The organism is Arthrobacter sp. SO3 (assembly GCF_020532825.1).
GTDB lineage: Bacteria > Actinomycetota > Actinomycetes > Actinomycetales > Micrococcaceae > Arthrobacter.
Genome location: NZ_MQTS01000125.1, coordinates 1 through 16,151 on the forward strand (window position 1 = coordinate 1; position 16,151 = coordinate 16,151).

Consider the following 16,151-nt stretch of genomic DNA (forward strand, 5'->3'; position numbering starts at 1 on the left):
GGACCTACACCGCTCCCTCAACCAGTTCAACGCCTGGGTGGCAGCAAACCGCGCAGACAACCCCGTCTTCCTCTACGTCTTCACTCCCTTGCGGGCCGCCGTCGACGCCGTGGCCAACCTGTTCATCACCACCTTCGCGGCGAGTTCCACGGGCCTGCGCCTGCCGGAAATCGGCTGGCTCGGAACGGTGGGCGTGCTGGGCTGGATCGCGTTCGCGGTTGGAAACGCCCGGGTCGCGGTGCTGACAGTGGCCGTCTTTATGTTTTTCGGCTTCCAGGGCCTGTTCGTCGAGGCCACCTACACGTTCGCGCTGGTCCTCACCGCTGTGCTCCTGACCCTTCTGGTCGGAATCCCGCTCGGTGTCCTGGCTGGCGTCTACGGCCGCGTCGCCAAGGTCATCACGCCGGTGCTGGACTTCATGCAGACGCTGCCAACGTTCGTTTATCTGGCCCCGCTTGCCCTGATCTTCCTCATCGGCCCGGCGTCAGCCGTCATTGCCACGGTGATCTATGCAGCTCCGCCCGTCATCCGGCTGACGGCGCACGGCATCCGCGGCATCCCGGAAAACACCCGCGAAGCCTCCGATTCGCTGGGCACAACGGGCCTGCAGCGGCTCGTCAACCTGCAGCTTCCCATGGCCCGCCGCACCATCGTCATGGGAATCAACCAGAGCACCATGGCGGCCCTGTCCATGGTCACCATCGCCGCCCTGATCGCAGCGCCCGGGCTCGGCCAGGTGGTGGTCCGGGCGCTGCAGTCGCTGGACGTCGGCACGGCCGTCAACGCCGGGCTCTCCATCGTGCTGCTGGCGATCGTGCTGGACCGGGTGACCACCGCCGCGAGCCGCCGCGCGGAGCCGGGGGCGGCCCGGAACCGCAGGGTTTCCCGCAGGACCAGGTACATCCTGCTGGGCGTGAGCCTGGTGCTGGCACTGGCGATGGTACAGCTGTCCCGGACCATGCTGTGGGCTGCGGTCTTCCCGGCAGAGCTCAACATTGGCCCGGTGATCGTCCAGGCGGTAGGCTCGGCCAGCCAGTGGATGCAGGCCAACCTGTCCCTGTTCACCGTGTCCTTCCGGGAAGCCGTCACCACCGGGATCCTTAACCCGTTCCAGTCCCTGCTCACGGACACCCCCTTCTACATCCTCGTGGCCGTTATTGCCATGGCGGCCTACGCCCTGGGCGGCTGGAAGCTCGCAACCCTGACCACGGCGTGCCTGGGCGCGATCATCTACCTCGGCCTCTGGAGCGACTCGATGGTCACACTGGCCGGGACACTCGTCGCCACCGTGGTGGTCATGATCCTGGGCATAGTCTTCGGCGTCGCAATGGGACGGTCCGAGCGGGTGGACCAGATCATGCGGCCCATGCTGGACGCCGGCCAGACCATGCCGGCCTTCGTGTACCTCGTCCCGTTCCTCGGGCTCTTCGGCGCCACCCGCTTCACCGCGATCATCGCCGGCATCATCTACGCCGCCCCCGTGGCCATCAAGATCACGGCTGACGGCATCTCGGCGATTTCCCCCACGGTGGTCGAAGCCGCCGTCGCCAGCGGCTCCACCCCCTGGCAGGTCATCACCAAGGTCCAGCTTCCGATGGCCAGGCAGACCCTGGCCCTCGCCGCCAACCAGGGCCTGATCTATGTCCTGGCCATGGTGGTGGTTGGTGCGCTCGTGGGCGCTGGCGGCCTCGGGTACGACGTCGTCGCCGGCTTCGTCCAAAGCGCGCTCTTCGGCAAGGGCCTCGCCGCAGGCCTTGCCATCGTTTTCCTCGGCATCCTGCTGGACAGGATGACCCAGGCCGCCGCAGCCACCCCGGTGCGGAAAACCCCCTCACCGAAAACCACAGCAACCTGACCCCGAGACCCGCACCCCGAACAAGGAGATCTAACGATGAAAAAAGCTGGACTGCTGTTGAAACGAACTGTCCCGGCGGTAGCGGGGGCCGCTGCCGCCGCCCTGCTGCTGGCAGGCTGCGGCGGTGCCTCCGTGAACCAGGCGGCTGCTGCCCCGGCTGCCGCCGGTGCGGCGCCCTGCGGGACCGTCAATGTGGCTCTCAACGCCTGGGTAGGCTACACGGCGAATGCAGCCGTCTACAGCTATGTGGCGAAGAACAAGCTTGGCTGCACCGTGGTCCAGAAGGACCTGAACGAGCAGATCTCTTGGCAGGGTTTCGCTTCCGGCGAGGTTGACGTCGTGATGGAAAACTGGGGCCATGACGATCTGGCCAAGCAGTACATCACCCAGCAGAAGGTGGCAGTCGACGCCGGCCCCACAGGAAATGAAGGCCGCATCGGCTGGTACGTGGCGCCATGGATGGCGGAAAAGTACCCGGACATCACGGACGGGGCAAACCTGAACAAATACGCCTCGATGTTCGCCACGTCCGAATCCGGCGGAAAGGGCCAGGTCCTCGACGGCGATCCCGCCTTCGTCACCAACGACGAGGCGCTGGTGAAGAACCTCAACCTGGACTACAAGGTGGTGTTCTCCGGCTCGGAGGCCGCCCTGATCCAGTCGTTCCGGACATCGGAGCAGAACAAGACGCCGCTCCTGGGCTATTTCTACGAGCCGCAGTGGTTCCTGTCCGAGGTTTCACTCAAGAAGGTCAACCTCCCGGCGTGGACCGAGGGCTGCGACGCGAATCCGGAAAAGGTGGCCTGTGACTACCCCGTATACAAACTCAACAAGGTGATTTCCAAGAAGTTCGAGGACAGCGGCTCGCCCGCAGCCAAGCTGGCCAAGGCCTTCAAATGGACCAACGAGGACCAGAACTCAGTCGCCACGGACATCCAGGGCGGCATGACGCCGGAGGCTGCGGCCAAGAAGTGGGTGGACGCGCATCAGCAGGCTGTGGATGCCTGGCTCGGCTAGGCGGGCCGTCCCCGCGCCCACCGGATAGCGGCAGCAGGAAAAAGTCACCCTCCGACGGAAATTCGTCGGAGGGTGACTTGTTTCCCGCTGGCGAGGCTCAAGCCCTTCCGGGCGACGCAGCGATTTCTACGACCGAACGAAGGACCTTGCCTTCATGCATTTTGGCGAAGGCCTCCTCCACCTGGTCCATGGTGATCCGTTCGGTCACGAAGGCGTCCAGGTCCAGGTTGCCAAGCCGGTACTGCTGGACGAGCATCGGGAAGTCCCGCGAGGGCAGGCAGTCCCCGTACCAGGAGGACTTCAGGGACCCGCCCCGGCCGAAGACATCCAGCAGGGGCAGTTCGATCTTCGCATCCGGTGACGGAACCCCCACGAGTACCACGCGGCCGGCGAGGTCGCGGGCATAGAACGCCTGCTTGAAGGTTTCGGGACGTCCGACGGCGTCAATCACCAGGTCGGCGCCGTGGCCTCCCGTCAGCGCACGGATGGCTTCGACGGGATCCTCCCGGTTCGAGTCGACTCCGTGGGTGGCGCCCAGGGACCTGGCCATTTCCACCTTGTTGGCGTCGATGTCCACGGCAATGATCGTGGTGGCGCCGGCCAGCTTTGCCCCGGCAATTGCGGCGATGCCCACGCCGCCGCAGCCGATCACGGCCACAGACTCGCCCCGCTTGACCTCGCCGGTGTTGATGGCGGCTCCGATGCCGGCCATCACGCCGCAGCCGAGCAGTCCGACGGCGGCAGGATCGGCGTTGTCGTCCACTTTGGTGCACTGCCCGGCGGCGACGAGTGTCTTCTCCGCGAAGGCGCCGATGCCGAGCGCGGGCGACAACTCCGTGCCGTCCTCAAGGGTCATCTTCTGCGTCGCGTTGTGCGTGTTGAAGCAGTACTGCGGCTGTCCATTGGCGCACGCCCGGCACTGGCCGCAGACGGCACGCCAGTTCAGGATGACTCTGTCCCCTGGCGCTACTTCGGTGACGTCCGGGCCCACCGCGCTGACCACGCCGGTGGCCTCGTGGCCCAGCAGGATGGGGAAGTCGTCCGTGATTCCGCCCTGTTTGTAGTGGAGGTCGGTATGGCAGACGCCGCACGTGAGGATGTCCACCAACGCCTCGCCCGGTCCCGGATCCGGAACCAGGATGGTCTCGACGGAAACCGGGCCGTTCTTTTCCCTGGCAATAACTGCCTTTACCTTGTGAACCACTGCGTTCCTTTCCTGATCCCCCGGGACTCCCGGGGGCGGCAGCGGTGCCAGATCTTTCTGACCCGCCATTAATTGCGCATTACGCAACATGCCGCAAATAGCGCGTACTGAAAATATGCCAGCCTGCGCTGGGAGTGTCAATGGATCCCGCCCGTCGCTTCGACAGCCCTCGGTCGAACCTGCCAGGCCTCCTTCCAGACGCAACACGCTTCCATCAAATGCAACACTTTGACGGATCATTCCGGGTTGGAATCAACGAGCCGCCGCTGTTGAATCAGTTTTAATCCGCTTCAGCCACAAAAGCATTGACCGTGTCGCAGATCACGCATAATCTGGTGCAACAGCGTTGCAGTGAATGCAACTCCAAAACACTTTGGTGGACACATGAGTAACGAAACTCCCTCCCCCGCCACACTTGCGGGGCCGAGAAGCCCGGAGTCGAATGGCGGGCATGGCAGTACTTCCTCCGGACCAACAACAACGAGTGGCCGCGTGAACCCGGACGGGCACGCCGGACCCGTCAACGGCGGCGGCGTCAGCAAGGAAACACGCCGGCGGGTGATCGCGGCGAGCTTCATCGGCAACTTCGTCGAATGGTTTGACTACGCCGTGTACGGCTATCTGGCCGCGACCATCGCCGCGGTCTTCTTCCCTGAATCCAACCCCCAGACCGGGCTCCTGCTGACTTTTGCCCTGTTCGCCATCTCGTTCCTGGTGCGGCCCCTCGGAGGCTTCGTCTGGGGCCACATCGGAGACCGGGTGGGGCGCCGGACGGCACTTTCCCTGTCCATCCTGATCATGTCCGGAGCGACCTTCTGCATCGCCCTGATACCCGGCTATGACACCATCGGCATCTGGGCGCCGATCCTGCTCCTGGTCATCCGCGTGGCGCAGGGCTTCTCTGCTTCCGGTGAATACGCCGGCGCCTCCGCTTTCCTCGTGGAGTACGCCCCGGCCAACAAGCGCGGGCTGTACGCCGCCGTCGTGCCGGCCAGCACGGCGGCGGGCCTGCTGCTCGGCTCCCTGCTCGCGGGACTGCTGACCACTCTGCTCAGCGCCGATGCGATGCAAAGCTGGGGATGGCGCCTGCCGTTCCTGCTCGCGGCCCCGATGGGGCTGATCGGACGCTACATCCGCACGAAGCTGGAAGACACCCCGGTGTTCCGCGAACTCGCAGCGGAGGACGAGGCCATCAAGGCGCCGGTATTCGGCCTCTTCCGGAACCATTGGCGGCTGCTGCTGCGGGCGGTCGGAGCAGTGCTGCTCAACGCCGTCGGATTCTATGTGATTCTCAGCTACATGCCGACGTACCTGTCCTCGGAACTGGGCCTCGGAAAAACCGAATCGTTCCTGGCAACCACCATCGCGCTGGTGACGTACATCGGGTTCATCTTCCTGACCGGAATGCTCTCCGACCGTTACGGACGGAAGAAGGTGCTCATCGCGGCATCCATCAGCTTCATCGTGCTGACCGTGCCTGCCTTCGCCCTGCTGGGAACCGGCAACTTCCTGGTGATCGTCCTGGTCCAGATCCTGCTGGGCGGCATGCTCACGCTCAATGACGGCACGCTCCCGAGCTTCCTGGCCGAAATGTTCCCCACCCGTGTCCGCTACAGCGGCTTCGCCGTCAGCTTCAATCTTTCCAACGCGCTCTTCGGCGGCACTGCCCCCTTCATGGCCACCCTCCTCATCGCCGCGACAGCCAACGAGCTGGCCCCGGCCTGGTACCTGGTGGGCGCCGCGGCCGTCTCCCTGATCGCCGTCGTGCTCTCCCGTGAAACCAGCAAAGAGCCACTGAGCCACGCGTAGCCCCGACCGACTTTCAACTTTTCCCTCCCAGAACCAACCGACGAAAGGCACCACCACCATGACCATCACCACCAACGACAACGCTTCGTCCATCGCCGAACTGGAGCGCCTCAAGGTCCTGCACAACGGCACGAAGGTCAGCCTCACGTTCTCCGATGCCGAGTTTGAGCGCCGGCTGTCCGGCCTGCGCCGCATCATGGCGGAGAAGAGCCTGGACGCCGTCGTCCTGACGAGCTACCACTCCATCAAGTACTACTCCGACTTCCTGTTCACCTACTTCGGCCGCTCCTACGCCATGGTGGTCACCAAGGACGACACCGTGACCGTCACGGCCAACATCGACGCCGGCATGCCGTGGCGCCGCAGCTACGGTGACAACGTGGTTTACACGGACTGGCGCCGGGACAACTACATCTTCGCCATCCAGGAGGTGCTGCGCACCCGCGGCATCTCCCCGCGCCGGATCGGCGTCGAAGACGATTCGCTCCCGCTGGACAACCGCAACAAGATCCAGGCAGCCTTCGAGTCGGCCACCCTGGTCGACGTCGCCCAGGCAGCCATGCGCCAGCGGATGATCAAGTCGGCCGAAGAGATCGAGGTTATCAAGCACGGCGCCCGCATCGGCGACCTCGGCGGCGAAGCCATCCGCAACGCCATCACGGCCGGGATCACCGAATACGAGGTCGCCCTGATCGGCACCGAAGCCATGGTCCACGAAATCGCCCGGACCTTCCCCGACTCGGAAATCCGCGACACCTGGGTCTGGTTCCAGTCCGGCATCAACACCGACGGCGCCCACAACTGGGCCACCACCCGCAAGATCCAGGAACACGACATCCTGTCCCTGAACTGCTTCCCGATGACCTCCGGCTACTACACCGCCCTGGAGCGCACCCTGTTCTACGGCGAACCTGACGCCCGCTCCCTGGAACTGTGGAACATCAACGTGGAAGTCCACAAGCGCGGCCTCGAACTCATCAAGCCCGGAGCCGTCTGCAAGGACATCGCCGCCGAACTGAACGAGATCTACGTGGGCCATGGACTGCTGGCCAACCGGACCTTCGGCTACGGGCACTCCTTCGGCGTCCTCAGCCACTACTACGGCCGCGAAGCCGGACTGGAGCTCCGCGAGGACATCGACACCGTGCTGGAGCCCGGCATGGTGGTCTCCATGGAACCGATGATCACCGTCCTGGACGGTGCGCCCGGCGCCGGCGGCTACCGTGAGCACGACATCCTCGTCGTCGGCGAGGACGGAGCCGAGAACATCACGAAGTTCCCCTTCGGCCCCGAGTACAACATCGTGGGCGCCTGACCGTCCCCTGACCCGCAAGTAGCGGCGCCACGTCCAACGTGGCGCCGCTTTCGGCCCTTAATACGGAATGATGGTGGACACCATGACCCCAGCAGAATCTCCCGAGACCACCGGAAGCGGCGACGCCAAGGGCACCTCTGTCATCGTCAACGCCATCGCCGTGCTGCGGACGTTCACCGCCGATGAACCACAGCTCGGAGTCACCGAGATCGCCAACCGGGTGGGCCTGCACAAAAGCACCGTGTCCCGGATCCTGGCCACCTTCGAGCAGGAACACCTCGTGGAACGGGACCCGGAAAGCCGCCGCTTCCGGCTGGGGCTGGGGCTCATCGCCGTCGCCGGGCCGCTGCTGGCGGAACTGGAAGAACGGCGCGTGGCCTACCCGGTCCTGCGCGAACTCACCGAACAGACCGGCGAAACCAGCGCACTGATGGTCTGGAACGGCGCCGAGTCCATGTGCGTGGAACAGATCGCCAGCCACCACCAGATCAAGCACACCACCCCGCTGGGAGCCCGGTACACGGACGCGATGAGCGCCTCCGTGCAGGTCTTCCTCTCCGCCGAACCCGTCGAACGTGTCCGTGCGCTGCTGCGCAGCGGGGAGATCAGCTATCCGGGGCTCGATGATGCCGGCCTGGATGGCTACCAGATCAAGCTCAAGGATGTGACGGCTCGTGGCTGGGCCATCAACTACGGCGAATCCTCCCTCGACGAAGTGGGCGTTGCTGCCCCCGTCTACGACCACCGCGGTGACATAGTGGCGGCCGTCCTCATCTCCGCGCCCCGGTTCCGGGTGTCACGGGAGCGATTGCAGAGCCTCGGGGAGGCCTGCACAGCCGCGGCCCGCAAGGTCACCACACGTCTGGGCGGACGTCCGCCCGGGGGCACCGGGGGCACCGTCCCCGGCTGAGGCCCGGACGGGCCCGGCGCCCCGGCGGATCCGGCGCCCCGGATGAGTCCGGTGATTCAGATGAGTCCGGCAAGCCGGGTGGCCAGGTGCAAGGCCGCCAGCCGGCCCGTGTCCCGCGGGTCACCGCCGCACAGTTCGAAGATGCGACGCAGCCGCTGGTGCATCGACTGCCGTTCCAGATGGAGCTCCCTGGCTGCGTGCGCGGTGTTGCATCCGCAATCCATCCACGTTGCCAGCGTGTCCAGCAGCCGCGAATTGCGCTGTGCATCATGGTCCAGGAGCGCACCCAATTGCTGGCGCACAAAGTTCCGCCGTTGATAAGGGTCCAGGGATTGTACGGCGAGGCGTTCCACGGCGAATGCCTCCGCGTCGACGACTGGACGGTGTGCACGGCCGGCTTCGGAACGGGACGGCTCCGGGGAGTCCGCCAGTTCCAGGGTGAGCTTGGCTTCGGAGAGCGACCATGGAGCGTCCGAAATTCCCGTCACCAGGGGACCCACCGCGGCAAGCGTCCTGGCTATGGCCGGCAGCTCCAGCAGGCCGGCCAGGAGCCTCCGCCGGCCTTCCTCCGGTGCATCGCCGCCCAGGCCGGCCACTGCGAGAAGCTCGGCATTATCCACGTAGGTGGCGTGCGACTGCGCTGTCCGGGCCAGTACCTGTTCCACCGATGTCCGCAGCTGCTGCGAGGTGTCGGACCGGACCGCGATGGCCACGAGCGGGGAGGAAGCCGGAATTCCGGCTGCCGACGCCAACTGTTGAAGCCGCCACGGCTGGCTGCCGGAATCGACGGCACGGATCAACGCAGCTCCCGCAACTTCCCGCAGGCCGGGCGACATCCGCTGCAGCATGGCCAGCGCCAGGATGTCCACCGAGCGTTTTCCGGCCGTCCGCGCAAGGTTCTCATCCTCGTCCGCCGGGACCCGGAGCACCAGCTGGGCCGCAAGGATTCCGCGCACCGGAACGTCGATCCGGATCAGCCGCGCATGTTCCTGCGGGGCGGGGGATGAGCTGCCGGTCGAATCGCCGCTTCCGGTGTTCGCTGGCGTTGCACTGGCCAGGGTCACGCCCGTGAGGGAGGCCAAGGCCACCTCGGCGTGGGTAATCCGCGCGAGTACGGCCAGAATCCGATCCAGACCGCCGCCGTGTGCCAGCTCAACGGCCATCGCATGACTGGCTTCATCTGCCTGCCGTAACTGCGACACCGACTCGCTGACCAGCGACGAGTTGATGGCCTGCATAACACTGACAAACGGCACCACCTTGCGGAGCTCGATCAGCGGAAGTCCGGCTGCCTCGGCGGCCGAGATCATCAAGGACGGCAGCGAAGGAAGGGCGGCGCCGGTTTCGATGGCCAAGGCGGCCACTCCCCGCTCGGCCAGTTGCTGGATGTAGGTGACCCGCCGGTCCTCGGACGCGAGTGCAAGGGCTTCCCCTCCCGTCAGCAGAAGCTCCCCGCCGTCCAGCAGCGGAGCGATGTCCAGGATCTCGCTGGAGTGCACCCACCGAAGCTGGGTCCGGGCGGCCCTCCCGCTGGCCGCCCGGACCACCGGATCAGCGGCCGCCAAGGTTGGGTGGTTGAGCACATCGATGAGACGTATAGGCATGACACTCCGTCGCGTAAAGCAGAAATTAACTATACACATCATATATAGGCGATGTGGCATGGGCCACATAATCTTGAAGTACCCCAATCGCTCACGGAGGCTCCAATGCGTGAAACATCCCCAACGGTTTCGGCCAGCACCGCTCCAGCGGCCAGCGAAGACCACGAAGCGTGGCTTCACCCCATCCCCGAATCAGAACGTACCCGCAAAGTGTCCGGCCAGTTCTGGATCTGGGCCGGCGCCAACCTCGCCCCGATCAACTGGGTGCTCGGCGCGCTCGGCATCCAGCTCGGTCTGGGATTCGCGGACACGGTCACCGTACTCGTCCTCGGAAACCTGATCGGGATGCTGCTCTTCGGCTGCTTTGTCCTGCTGGGCCAGAAGACTGGAGCGACCGGTATGGTGCTCGCCCGCGCCGCCTTTGGCCGGCGCGGAAATTACCTGCCGGCGGCCATCCAGGCCCTTCTGGTGATCGGCTGGTGCGCGGTCAACACCTGGATCATCCTGGACCTGGTCATGGCGCTGTTCGGAACCCTGGGCTGGGTTGACCCGGAGGCCCACAACTACGCGTGGAAGATCGGCATCGCCACCTTCATCATGGCGACCCAGGTGGCCATTGCCTGGTTCGGCTACAAGGCGATCGCCGCGTTCGAGAAATGGACCGTCCCGCCGACCATCATCATCCTGACCGTCATGTCGGCAGTGGCCTGGTTCGGCATGCAGATCAACTGGACCTACGCCGGCCCGGCAGGCCACATCCTCGAAGGCTCCGAACGCATCGCCGCGATGAGCGCCGTCATGACGGCCATCGGCATCGGCTGGGGCATCACCTGGTTCACCTACGCCGCAGACTACTCCCGCTTCGTCAGCACCTCGGTGCCCAAGCACAAGGTCTACCTCGCCTCGGTGCTGGGCCAGTTCATCCCCGTCGTCTGGCTGGGCATCCTGGGAGCCAGTCTGGCCACCAACACCGGGGAAATCGACCCCGGAAAACTCATCGTCCTGAACTTCGGCGCGCTGGCCCTTCCCGTGCTGCTTATGGTCCTGCACGGCCCAATCGCGACCAACATCCTGAACATCTACACCTTTTCCGTAGCCACCCAGGCGCTGGACATCTCCATCAGCCGCCGCAAGCTCAACCTCTTCGTCGGCGTCTTCTCCCTGGCGGCCGTGATCTTCTTCATCTACCAGGAGGATTTCGCCTCCGTCCTGGACGCGTGGCTGATCGGACTCGTTGCCTGGGTTGCCGCGTGGGGCGGGGTCATGCTGGTGCACTACTTCTGGATTGAAAAGCGCTGGCCCGGCGACCCGTCCCGGCTCTTCGACGCGGTAGGCACCAAGCGCCTGCCCGGTGTGAACCCGGCCGGCATCGTCTCCCTGCTGGTCGGAATCTTCGCCACCTGGCTGTTCATGTACGGGCTGGTGCCCGCAATGCAGGGCCCGGTCGCCGTCGCCCTGGGCGGATGGGACCTGTCCTGGCTGGCCGGCGGCCTATCCAGCGCTGGAGCCTACGCCATCATGGGGCCGCGGTACCACCGGAAGTTCCTGCACCTGACCAGCGCCGATGCAACGACGGTCCCGGCTCCTGCTGCCGCCCCTGCTGCCGCCCCGGAGGTAGCCGCCATCGGGACGGCCGACGTCCCCGCCGTGTCCGCTTCCTCCGCGGGCCTCTGACCGGGAGATCACCCCGGCGGGGAAACATCACCGGATTCCCAGCCGGCCCGGCCCGCACCATCGTCAGCGCTTGATTGGCCGCGGCCGCCGGCGCCATTTGCACACTGAACATAACGAGGAGCACTACCAGCATGGTCAAGTCAGTACTTCTGGAAGACCTGGATGCTTTCGCCTACCGCGAAGTCCTGGCATCCGGGGACGCGATCGTCCTCATTCCCGTCGGGTCCCTGGAGCAGCACGGTCCACACCTTCCGCTGGGAACGGACACCATCCTGGCATCCCACTTCGCGGAGGGTGTTGCCCGGCGACTGGGTGGACTTGTTGCCCAGCCGATCGCCTACGGGTACAAATCGCAACAGAAGTCCGGCGGAGGAAACCACCTCTCCGGTACGACCAGCCTGGATGGCGCCACCCTCATTGGGGTGGCCCGCAACCTGGTCAAGTCCTTCCTCAATCAGGGCGTTCGGCACGTGGTCTTCATCAACGGCCACTTCGAGAACTACCAGTTCCTGTACGAGGGCATCGATCTTGCCCTTGACGAGTTGGGCATTAAGCCCGGGGCAGAGCAGAGCGTGCTGCTGCTGTCCTACTGGGACTTCGTCAGCGAGGACACGCTCGGGCAGGTCTATCCCGGGGGCTTCCCGGGCTGGGACATCGAGCATGGCGGGGTCCTGGAAACCTCGCTCATGCTCCACCTCGAACCCGCCCGGGTAGCGATTGACCGCCTGGCCGACGGTCCTGCCGCGGTCCTCCCGCGCTTCGACCGGCTCCCGGTGGTTCCGGAGCGGACACCCGCGACGGGTTGCCTGTCATCGGCCGCTGGCTCCAGCGCAGCCAAAGGCGGGCTGCTATACGAACAGGTTGTCGGAGATCTGGCCTTCGATCTCGGGAGTGAACTGGTCCGTGAACCCGCGCCTGCGGTTGTTCCGGTGTAGGGGATCCCAAAGGGAAACACGATTCACCCAATGAGACTATGGCGCCGCGGGGAGACCTACCCGCGGCGCCGTCGCGTCACGGCGCTGCCCATGGGAGATACGAGGGTATCGACCAAACTGTAGCCCCAACGCGGGGTCACTTAGCGCCCATCCGGGGCCCCGGAATGGGCGCTAAGTGACCCCGCGTTGCTTGGTTTCCGGACCGGCCGGCCGATTGCGGGCACTGGCGGACTACACTCGATTTCGGGCCCGTCGGCCGGCCGACAGCCGGAGGCAGATGGCAGACCGGGGACCAAGCCCGCGACAAGGAGGTCACGATGGCCGGCGGCAGCCGCGAACCCGGCAGGACCGTTACCTCGAAGGTCCTCGCCATCCTCGAGACCTTCGAAAAGTCCCGGGGCGCGCTCAGCCTGACCGACATCGCCGAAAGATCCGGCCTCCCGCTGAGCACCGCCCACCGCCTGGTCAACGAGCTCACCGACTGGGGATTCCTCTCGCGCGAGCCCAACGGCCGCTACCAGCTCGGTATCCGGCTCTGGGAGCTTGCCCAGAACACCGGGCGGCAACTGCGCGACGCGGCGCGGCCCTACATCCAGGACCTGTTCTCACTCACCGGCGAAACCGCACATCTGGCGGTCCGGGCCGGCCACGAGGTGCTCTACATCGACCGGGTCTACGGCTCCAAGCGGGTGCCCCGCGCCAGCCGGGTCGGCGGCCGGCTGCCCATGCACGCGACCGCCGTCGGGAAGGTCCTCCTCGCCTTCGAGGAGGACTGGGTCCGGGAGGCCTACCTGAACCGGCAGCTGGAGCGGCACACCGCACACACCCACGTGGACCCCAAAAAGCTGGCCGCAGAGCTGACCCGGATCCGGGAGCAGGGCTACGCCACCACCCTGGAGGAAGTCCGGCTGGGCTCCTGCTCCATCGCCGTCCCGGTCTTCCACACCGGCAGGATCGGCGCGTCGATCGGCCTCGTGCTGCCCACCAGCCAGGCCGCCACGATGACCCGGCACCTGCCCGTCCTGCGCGGCATCGCCGCCCAGATTGAGCGCGCCACGGCCCGGATCCCGCTGGAAACGCTGCTGGGCAGCCACGTTGCCGGCACGGACTGACCCGGCGCGCTCCTCGCCATGGTCTTGCACCCCGCCGCACGGCTGCCGGCTGCCTCGGGGTGGCCGGCAGCCTTGCGGTGCGGCCGGGTAGCGTCCGTCCGGGGGCACCTGGTGCCAATATTCGACGGCAGCGTGTCCGTGTCGAAGTGCCCCCGGACCGCGGCCAGCCCGTCCTGCCGCAGGCGGGCAAAACAACTCGCTTCCGCTCAGTGGAAGTCAGCCCTGCCGTCAAAGAGTGATCGGGGCCACACTGGTGAATAAGAACCCCGGCATGCACTGGCGCAGCCGGCGGGACCAAAAAATCAAGGAGCTTAGATGTCATCGTCGACGGATACGGCCGGCCGCTGTCCCTTTGGACACGGCGCCGAGGCACCCGCAGGGCACCACGGCTACGAGCCGTTCCAGATGAAGGATCCCTTCCCGGCCTACGCTGAACTCCGGGCCGAACAACCGGTGATGTTCGACCAGCGGGTCGGCCTCTACGTCGTCTCCCGCTACGACGACATCAAGGCCGTCTTCGAGGACTGGGAGACCTTCTCCAGCGAAAACGCGCAGGCACCCGTCCGCGAACGCGGCGCCGCCGCGAAGAAGATCATGGAAGACGGCGGCTTCACCGCCTACTCCGGCCTCTCCGCCCGCCGGCCGCCGGAGCACACCCGCATCCGCGCCGTGGTCCAAAAGGCCTTCACGCCCCGCCGCTACAAGGCACTTGAACCCTTCATCCGGCAGAACGTCGTCGAACTGCTCGAAAAGATGTTGTCCCGGCCGGACCGCCACGGCGATATGGTCAGGGATCTCGCCTACGACGTCCCCACCATCACCATCCTCACCCTGATCGGCGCGGATGTCTCCCAGGTGGACACCTTCAAACGCTGGAGCGATTCGCGCGCGGCCATGACCTGGGGCGACCTCAGCGACGAGGAACAGATCCCGCACGCCCACAACCTCGTGGAGTACTGGCAGGAGTGCCTGCGCCTGGTCAAGGTGGCCCACGAGGAAGGCGGCGACAACCTCACCGCGGACCTGGTGAAGTCGCAGCAGGAAGGTGCGGAGATCTCCGACCACGAGATTGCCTCCGTCCTCTACAGCCTGCTCTTCGCCGGCCACGAAACCACTACCACGCTGATCTCCAACGCCCTCCGCGAACTTCTGGCCCGGCCCGAGCAGTGGAAGCAGCTCGTCGAGGACCCCAAGAAGATCCCCGCCGCCATCGACGAGGTCCTGCGCTACGCCGGATCGATCGTCGGCTGGCGCCGCAAGGCCCTCAAGGACACCGAAGTTGGCGGCGTCGCCATCGAAGCGGGCGCGCAGCTGCTGCTCCTGATGGGCTCCGCCAACCGCGACGAGAACAAATTCACCGCCGGCGAGGACTTCGACATCACCCGCCCCAACGCTCGCGAGCACCTCTCCTTCGGGTTCGGCATCCACTACTGCCTGGGCAATATGCTCGCCAAGCTCCAGGCCAAAATCGCGCTCGAGGAAGTGGCCCGGCTCGCCCCCGGGCTGGCGCTGGAGAACCCGGAAGCCACCGCTTTCCGGGAGAACCTCTCCTTCCGCGTCCCCGAGACCGTCTCCGTCAGCTGGAAGGCCTGAGAAATATGCAAAGCAACGAATACATCCAATTCTTCGACGGCGGCATCGAACCAAAACTCGAAAACCTCGGCGGCAAGGGCGCCTCCCTGGTCACCATGACCTCCGCCGGCATGCCGGTCCCGCCCGGCTTTGTGGTCACCACAGACCAGTTCGACGCCTTTATGGAGGAAGCAGGCATCACCCGGCATATCCACCAGCTCCTCGCCGATCTGGACCCCGAGGACATGGGCCAGGTGGACAAGGTCTCCGCCGCCATCCGCGAGGACATCTGCTCCCGTCCGGTACCCCAGGTCCTCCGCGAGCTGACCATTACCGCCTACGAGTCCCTGATGTCCCGCTTCGAGGCACCGGTCCCGGTGGCCGTCCGCTCCAGCGCCACCGCAGAGGACCTCCCGGACGCCTCCTTCGCCGGCCAGCAGGACACCTACCTCTGGCTCGACGGCGTCAAAGCCGTCACCGAACACATCCGGCAGTGCTGGGCATCGCTCTTCACCTCCCGCGCCATCATCTACCGGCTCAGGAACAACATCCCCAACGAAGGCCTCTCCATGGCTGTCGTGGTGCAGAAGATGGTCAACGCCCGCGTCTCCGGCGTCGCCATCACCATGGACCCCACCAACGGCGACCGCTCCAAGATCACCATCGACTCCTCCTACGGGGTCGGCGAGATGGTGGTCTCCGGCCAGGTCACCCCGGACAACATCATGCTGGACAAGGTCACCCTGACCGTCATCAACGAACACCTCGGCGACAAGCATGCCGAACTCGTCCCGGACGCCGCAGCCGGCCGCCTGGTGGAGCGGGAGGTCGACGCCGAACGCCGCGGCCGCCGCAGCCTCAGCGACGCCGAACTCACCGCCGTCGCCCAGATGGCTAAGCGCGCGGAAAAGCACTACAAGTGCCCGCAGGACATCGAATGGGCCCTCGACGCGGACCTGCCCGACGGCGACAACCTGCTCCTGCTGCAGTCCCGCCCCGAAACCGTGCACTCCTCCAAGCCGGCGGTGGTCACTCAAGCAGCCCCGTCGACTGCCGCCGCCGGGGGCTACTTCAGCGGGCTGAGCCCCGCCAGCCCCGCGCCCGCCTCCACGACCCCGCCGGCCGGCCCGGCGCCGTCGTCCAC

General features: G+C 65.9%; 12 protein-coding genes. 10 read left to right on the forward strand and 2 right to left on the reverse strand.

Translation table 11 applies throughout. The features are described from left to right. Together BJQ90_RS12545 and BJQ90_RS12550 are read left to right on the forward strand one after the other, a co-directional pair. A partial coding sequence (locus tag BJQ90_RS12545) for an ABC transporter permease (protein WP_226760584.1) occupies positions 1-1,855 on the forward strand: 1,855 nt, incomplete at its 5' end. A 36-nt stretch (positions 1,856-1,891) separates the two neighbouring features. Beyond that, positions 1,892-2,872: an ABC transporter substrate-binding protein gene (locus tag BJQ90_RS12550; protein ID WP_226760585.1), complete on the forward strand. Its 981-nt coding sequence runs from the start codon at positions 1,892-1,894 to the stop codon at positions 2,870-2,872. Between the two features lie 97 nt (positions 2,873-2,969). On the opposite strand, the gene BJQ90_RS12555 is transcribed toward BJQ90_RS12550, so the two are convergent. Then, on the reverse strand, positions 2,970-4,076 hold the full coding sequence (locus tag BJQ90_RS12555; protein ID WP_226760586.1) for an S-(hydroxymethyl)mycothiol dehydrogenase: 1,107 nt from the start codon (positions 4,074-4,076) through the stop codon (positions 2,970-2,972). A gap of 384 nt (positions 4,077-4,460) precedes the next feature. On the opposite strand from BJQ90_RS12555, the gene BJQ90_RS12560 reads away from it, so the two are divergent. The 3 genes from BJQ90_RS12560 (at position 4,461) to BJQ90_RS12570 (ending at position 8,110) form a co-directional block, all read left to right on the forward strand. After that, positions 4,461-5,885, forward strand: a complete 1,425-nt coding sequence (locus tag BJQ90_RS12560) for an MFS transporter (RefSeq protein ID WP_226760587.1) — start codon at positions 4,461-4,463, stop codon at positions 5,883-5,885. A gap of 58 nt (positions 5,886-5,943) precedes the next feature. Continuing rightward, positions 5,944-7,200 (forward strand): aminopeptidase P family protein, encoded by a 1,257-nt coding sequence (locus BJQ90_RS12565; protein ID WP_226760588.1) that lies wholly within the window; start codon positions 5,944-5,946, stop codon positions 7,198-7,200. Positions 7,201-7,282: 82 nt separating this feature from the next. After that, positions 7,283-8,110 carry an IclR family transcriptional regulator gene (locus BJQ90_RS12570; protein ID WP_226760589.1) on the forward strand — a complete coding sequence of 276 codons (828 nt, stop codon included), beginning with the start codon at positions 7,283-7,285 and terminating at the stop codon, positions 8,108-8,110. A 56-nt stretch (positions 8,111-8,166) separates the two neighbouring features. On the opposite strand, the gene BJQ90_RS12575 is transcribed toward BJQ90_RS12570, so the two are convergent. Next, positions 8,167-9,714, reverse strand: coding sequence for a PucR family transcriptional regulator (locus BJQ90_RS12575; protein WP_226760590.1), 1,548 nt, complete (start codon positions 9,712-9,714; stop codon positions 8,167-8,169). 105 nt (positions 9,715-9,819) lie between these two features. On the opposite strand from BJQ90_RS12575, the gene BJQ90_RS12580 reads away from it, so the two are divergent. From BJQ90_RS12580 to BJQ90_RS12600, 5 genes are all read left to right on the forward strand, one after another. Then, positions 9,820-11,388 (forward strand): purine-cytosine permease family protein, encoded by a 1,569-nt coding sequence (locus tag BJQ90_RS12580; protein ID WP_226760591.1) that lies wholly within the window; start codon positions 9,820-9,822, stop codon positions 11,386-11,388. A 131-nt stretch (positions 11,389-11,519) separates the two neighbouring features. Next, positions 11,520-12,323, forward strand: coding sequence for a creatininase (locus tag BJQ90_RS12585; RefSeq protein ID WP_226760592.1), 804 nt, complete (start codon positions 11,520-11,522; stop codon positions 12,321-12,323). A gap of 317 nt (positions 12,324-12,640) precedes the next feature. Continuing rightward, positions 12,641-13,435 (forward strand): IclR family transcriptional regulator, encoded by a 795-nt coding sequence (locus BJQ90_RS12590; protein ID WP_226760593.1) that lies wholly within the window; start codon positions 12,641-12,643, stop codon positions 13,433-13,435. A gap of 315 nt (positions 13,436-13,750) precedes the next feature. After that, positions 13,751-15,028, forward strand: a complete 1,278-nt coding sequence (locus tag BJQ90_RS12595) for a cytochrome P450 (RefSeq protein WP_226760594.1) — start codon at positions 13,751-13,753, stop codon at positions 15,026-15,028. Positions 15,029-15,033: 5 nt separating this feature from the next. After that, positions 15,034-16,151: PEP/pyruvate-binding domain-containing protein (locus tag BJQ90_RS12600; protein WP_226760595.1), on the forward strand; the 1,118-nt coding region annotated here is incomplete at its 3' end.

Coding starts and splice junctions, on each gene's coding strand:
- BJQ90_RS12550 (WP_226760585.1), top strand. CDS start 1,892: ATGAAAAAAGCTGGACTGCTGTTGAAACGAACTGTCCCGGCGGTAGCG.
- BJQ90_RS12575 (WP_226760590.1), bottom strand. CDS start 9,714: ATGCCTATACGTCTCATCGATGTGCTCAACCACCCAACCTTGGCGGCC.
- BJQ90_RS12570 (WP_226760589.1), top strand. CDS start 7,283: ATGACCCCAGCAGAATCTCCCGAGACCACCGGAAGCGGCGACGCCAAG.
- BJQ90_RS12595 (WP_226760594.1), top strand. CDS start 13,751: ATGTCATCGTCGACGGATACGGCCGGCCGCTGTCCCTTTGGACACGGC.
- BJQ90_RS12585 (WP_226760592.1), top strand. CDS start 11,520: ATGGTCAAGTCAGTACTTCTGGAAGACCTGGATGCTTTCGCCTACCGC.
- BJQ90_RS12560 (WP_226760587.1), top strand. CDS start 4,461: ATGAGTAACGAAACTCCCTCCCCCGCCACACTTGCGGGGCCGAGAAGC.
- BJQ90_RS12580 (WP_226760591.1), top strand. CDS start 9,820: ATGCGTGAAACATCCCCAACGGTTTCGGCCAGCACCGCTCCAGCGGCC.
- BJQ90_RS12565 (WP_226760588.1), top strand. CDS start 5,944: ATGACCATCACCACCAACGACAACGCTTCGTCCATCGCCGAACTGGAG.
- BJQ90_RS12590 (WP_226760593.1), top strand. CDS start 12,641: ATGGCCGGCGGCAGCCGCGAACCCGGCAGGACCGTTACCTCGAAGGTC.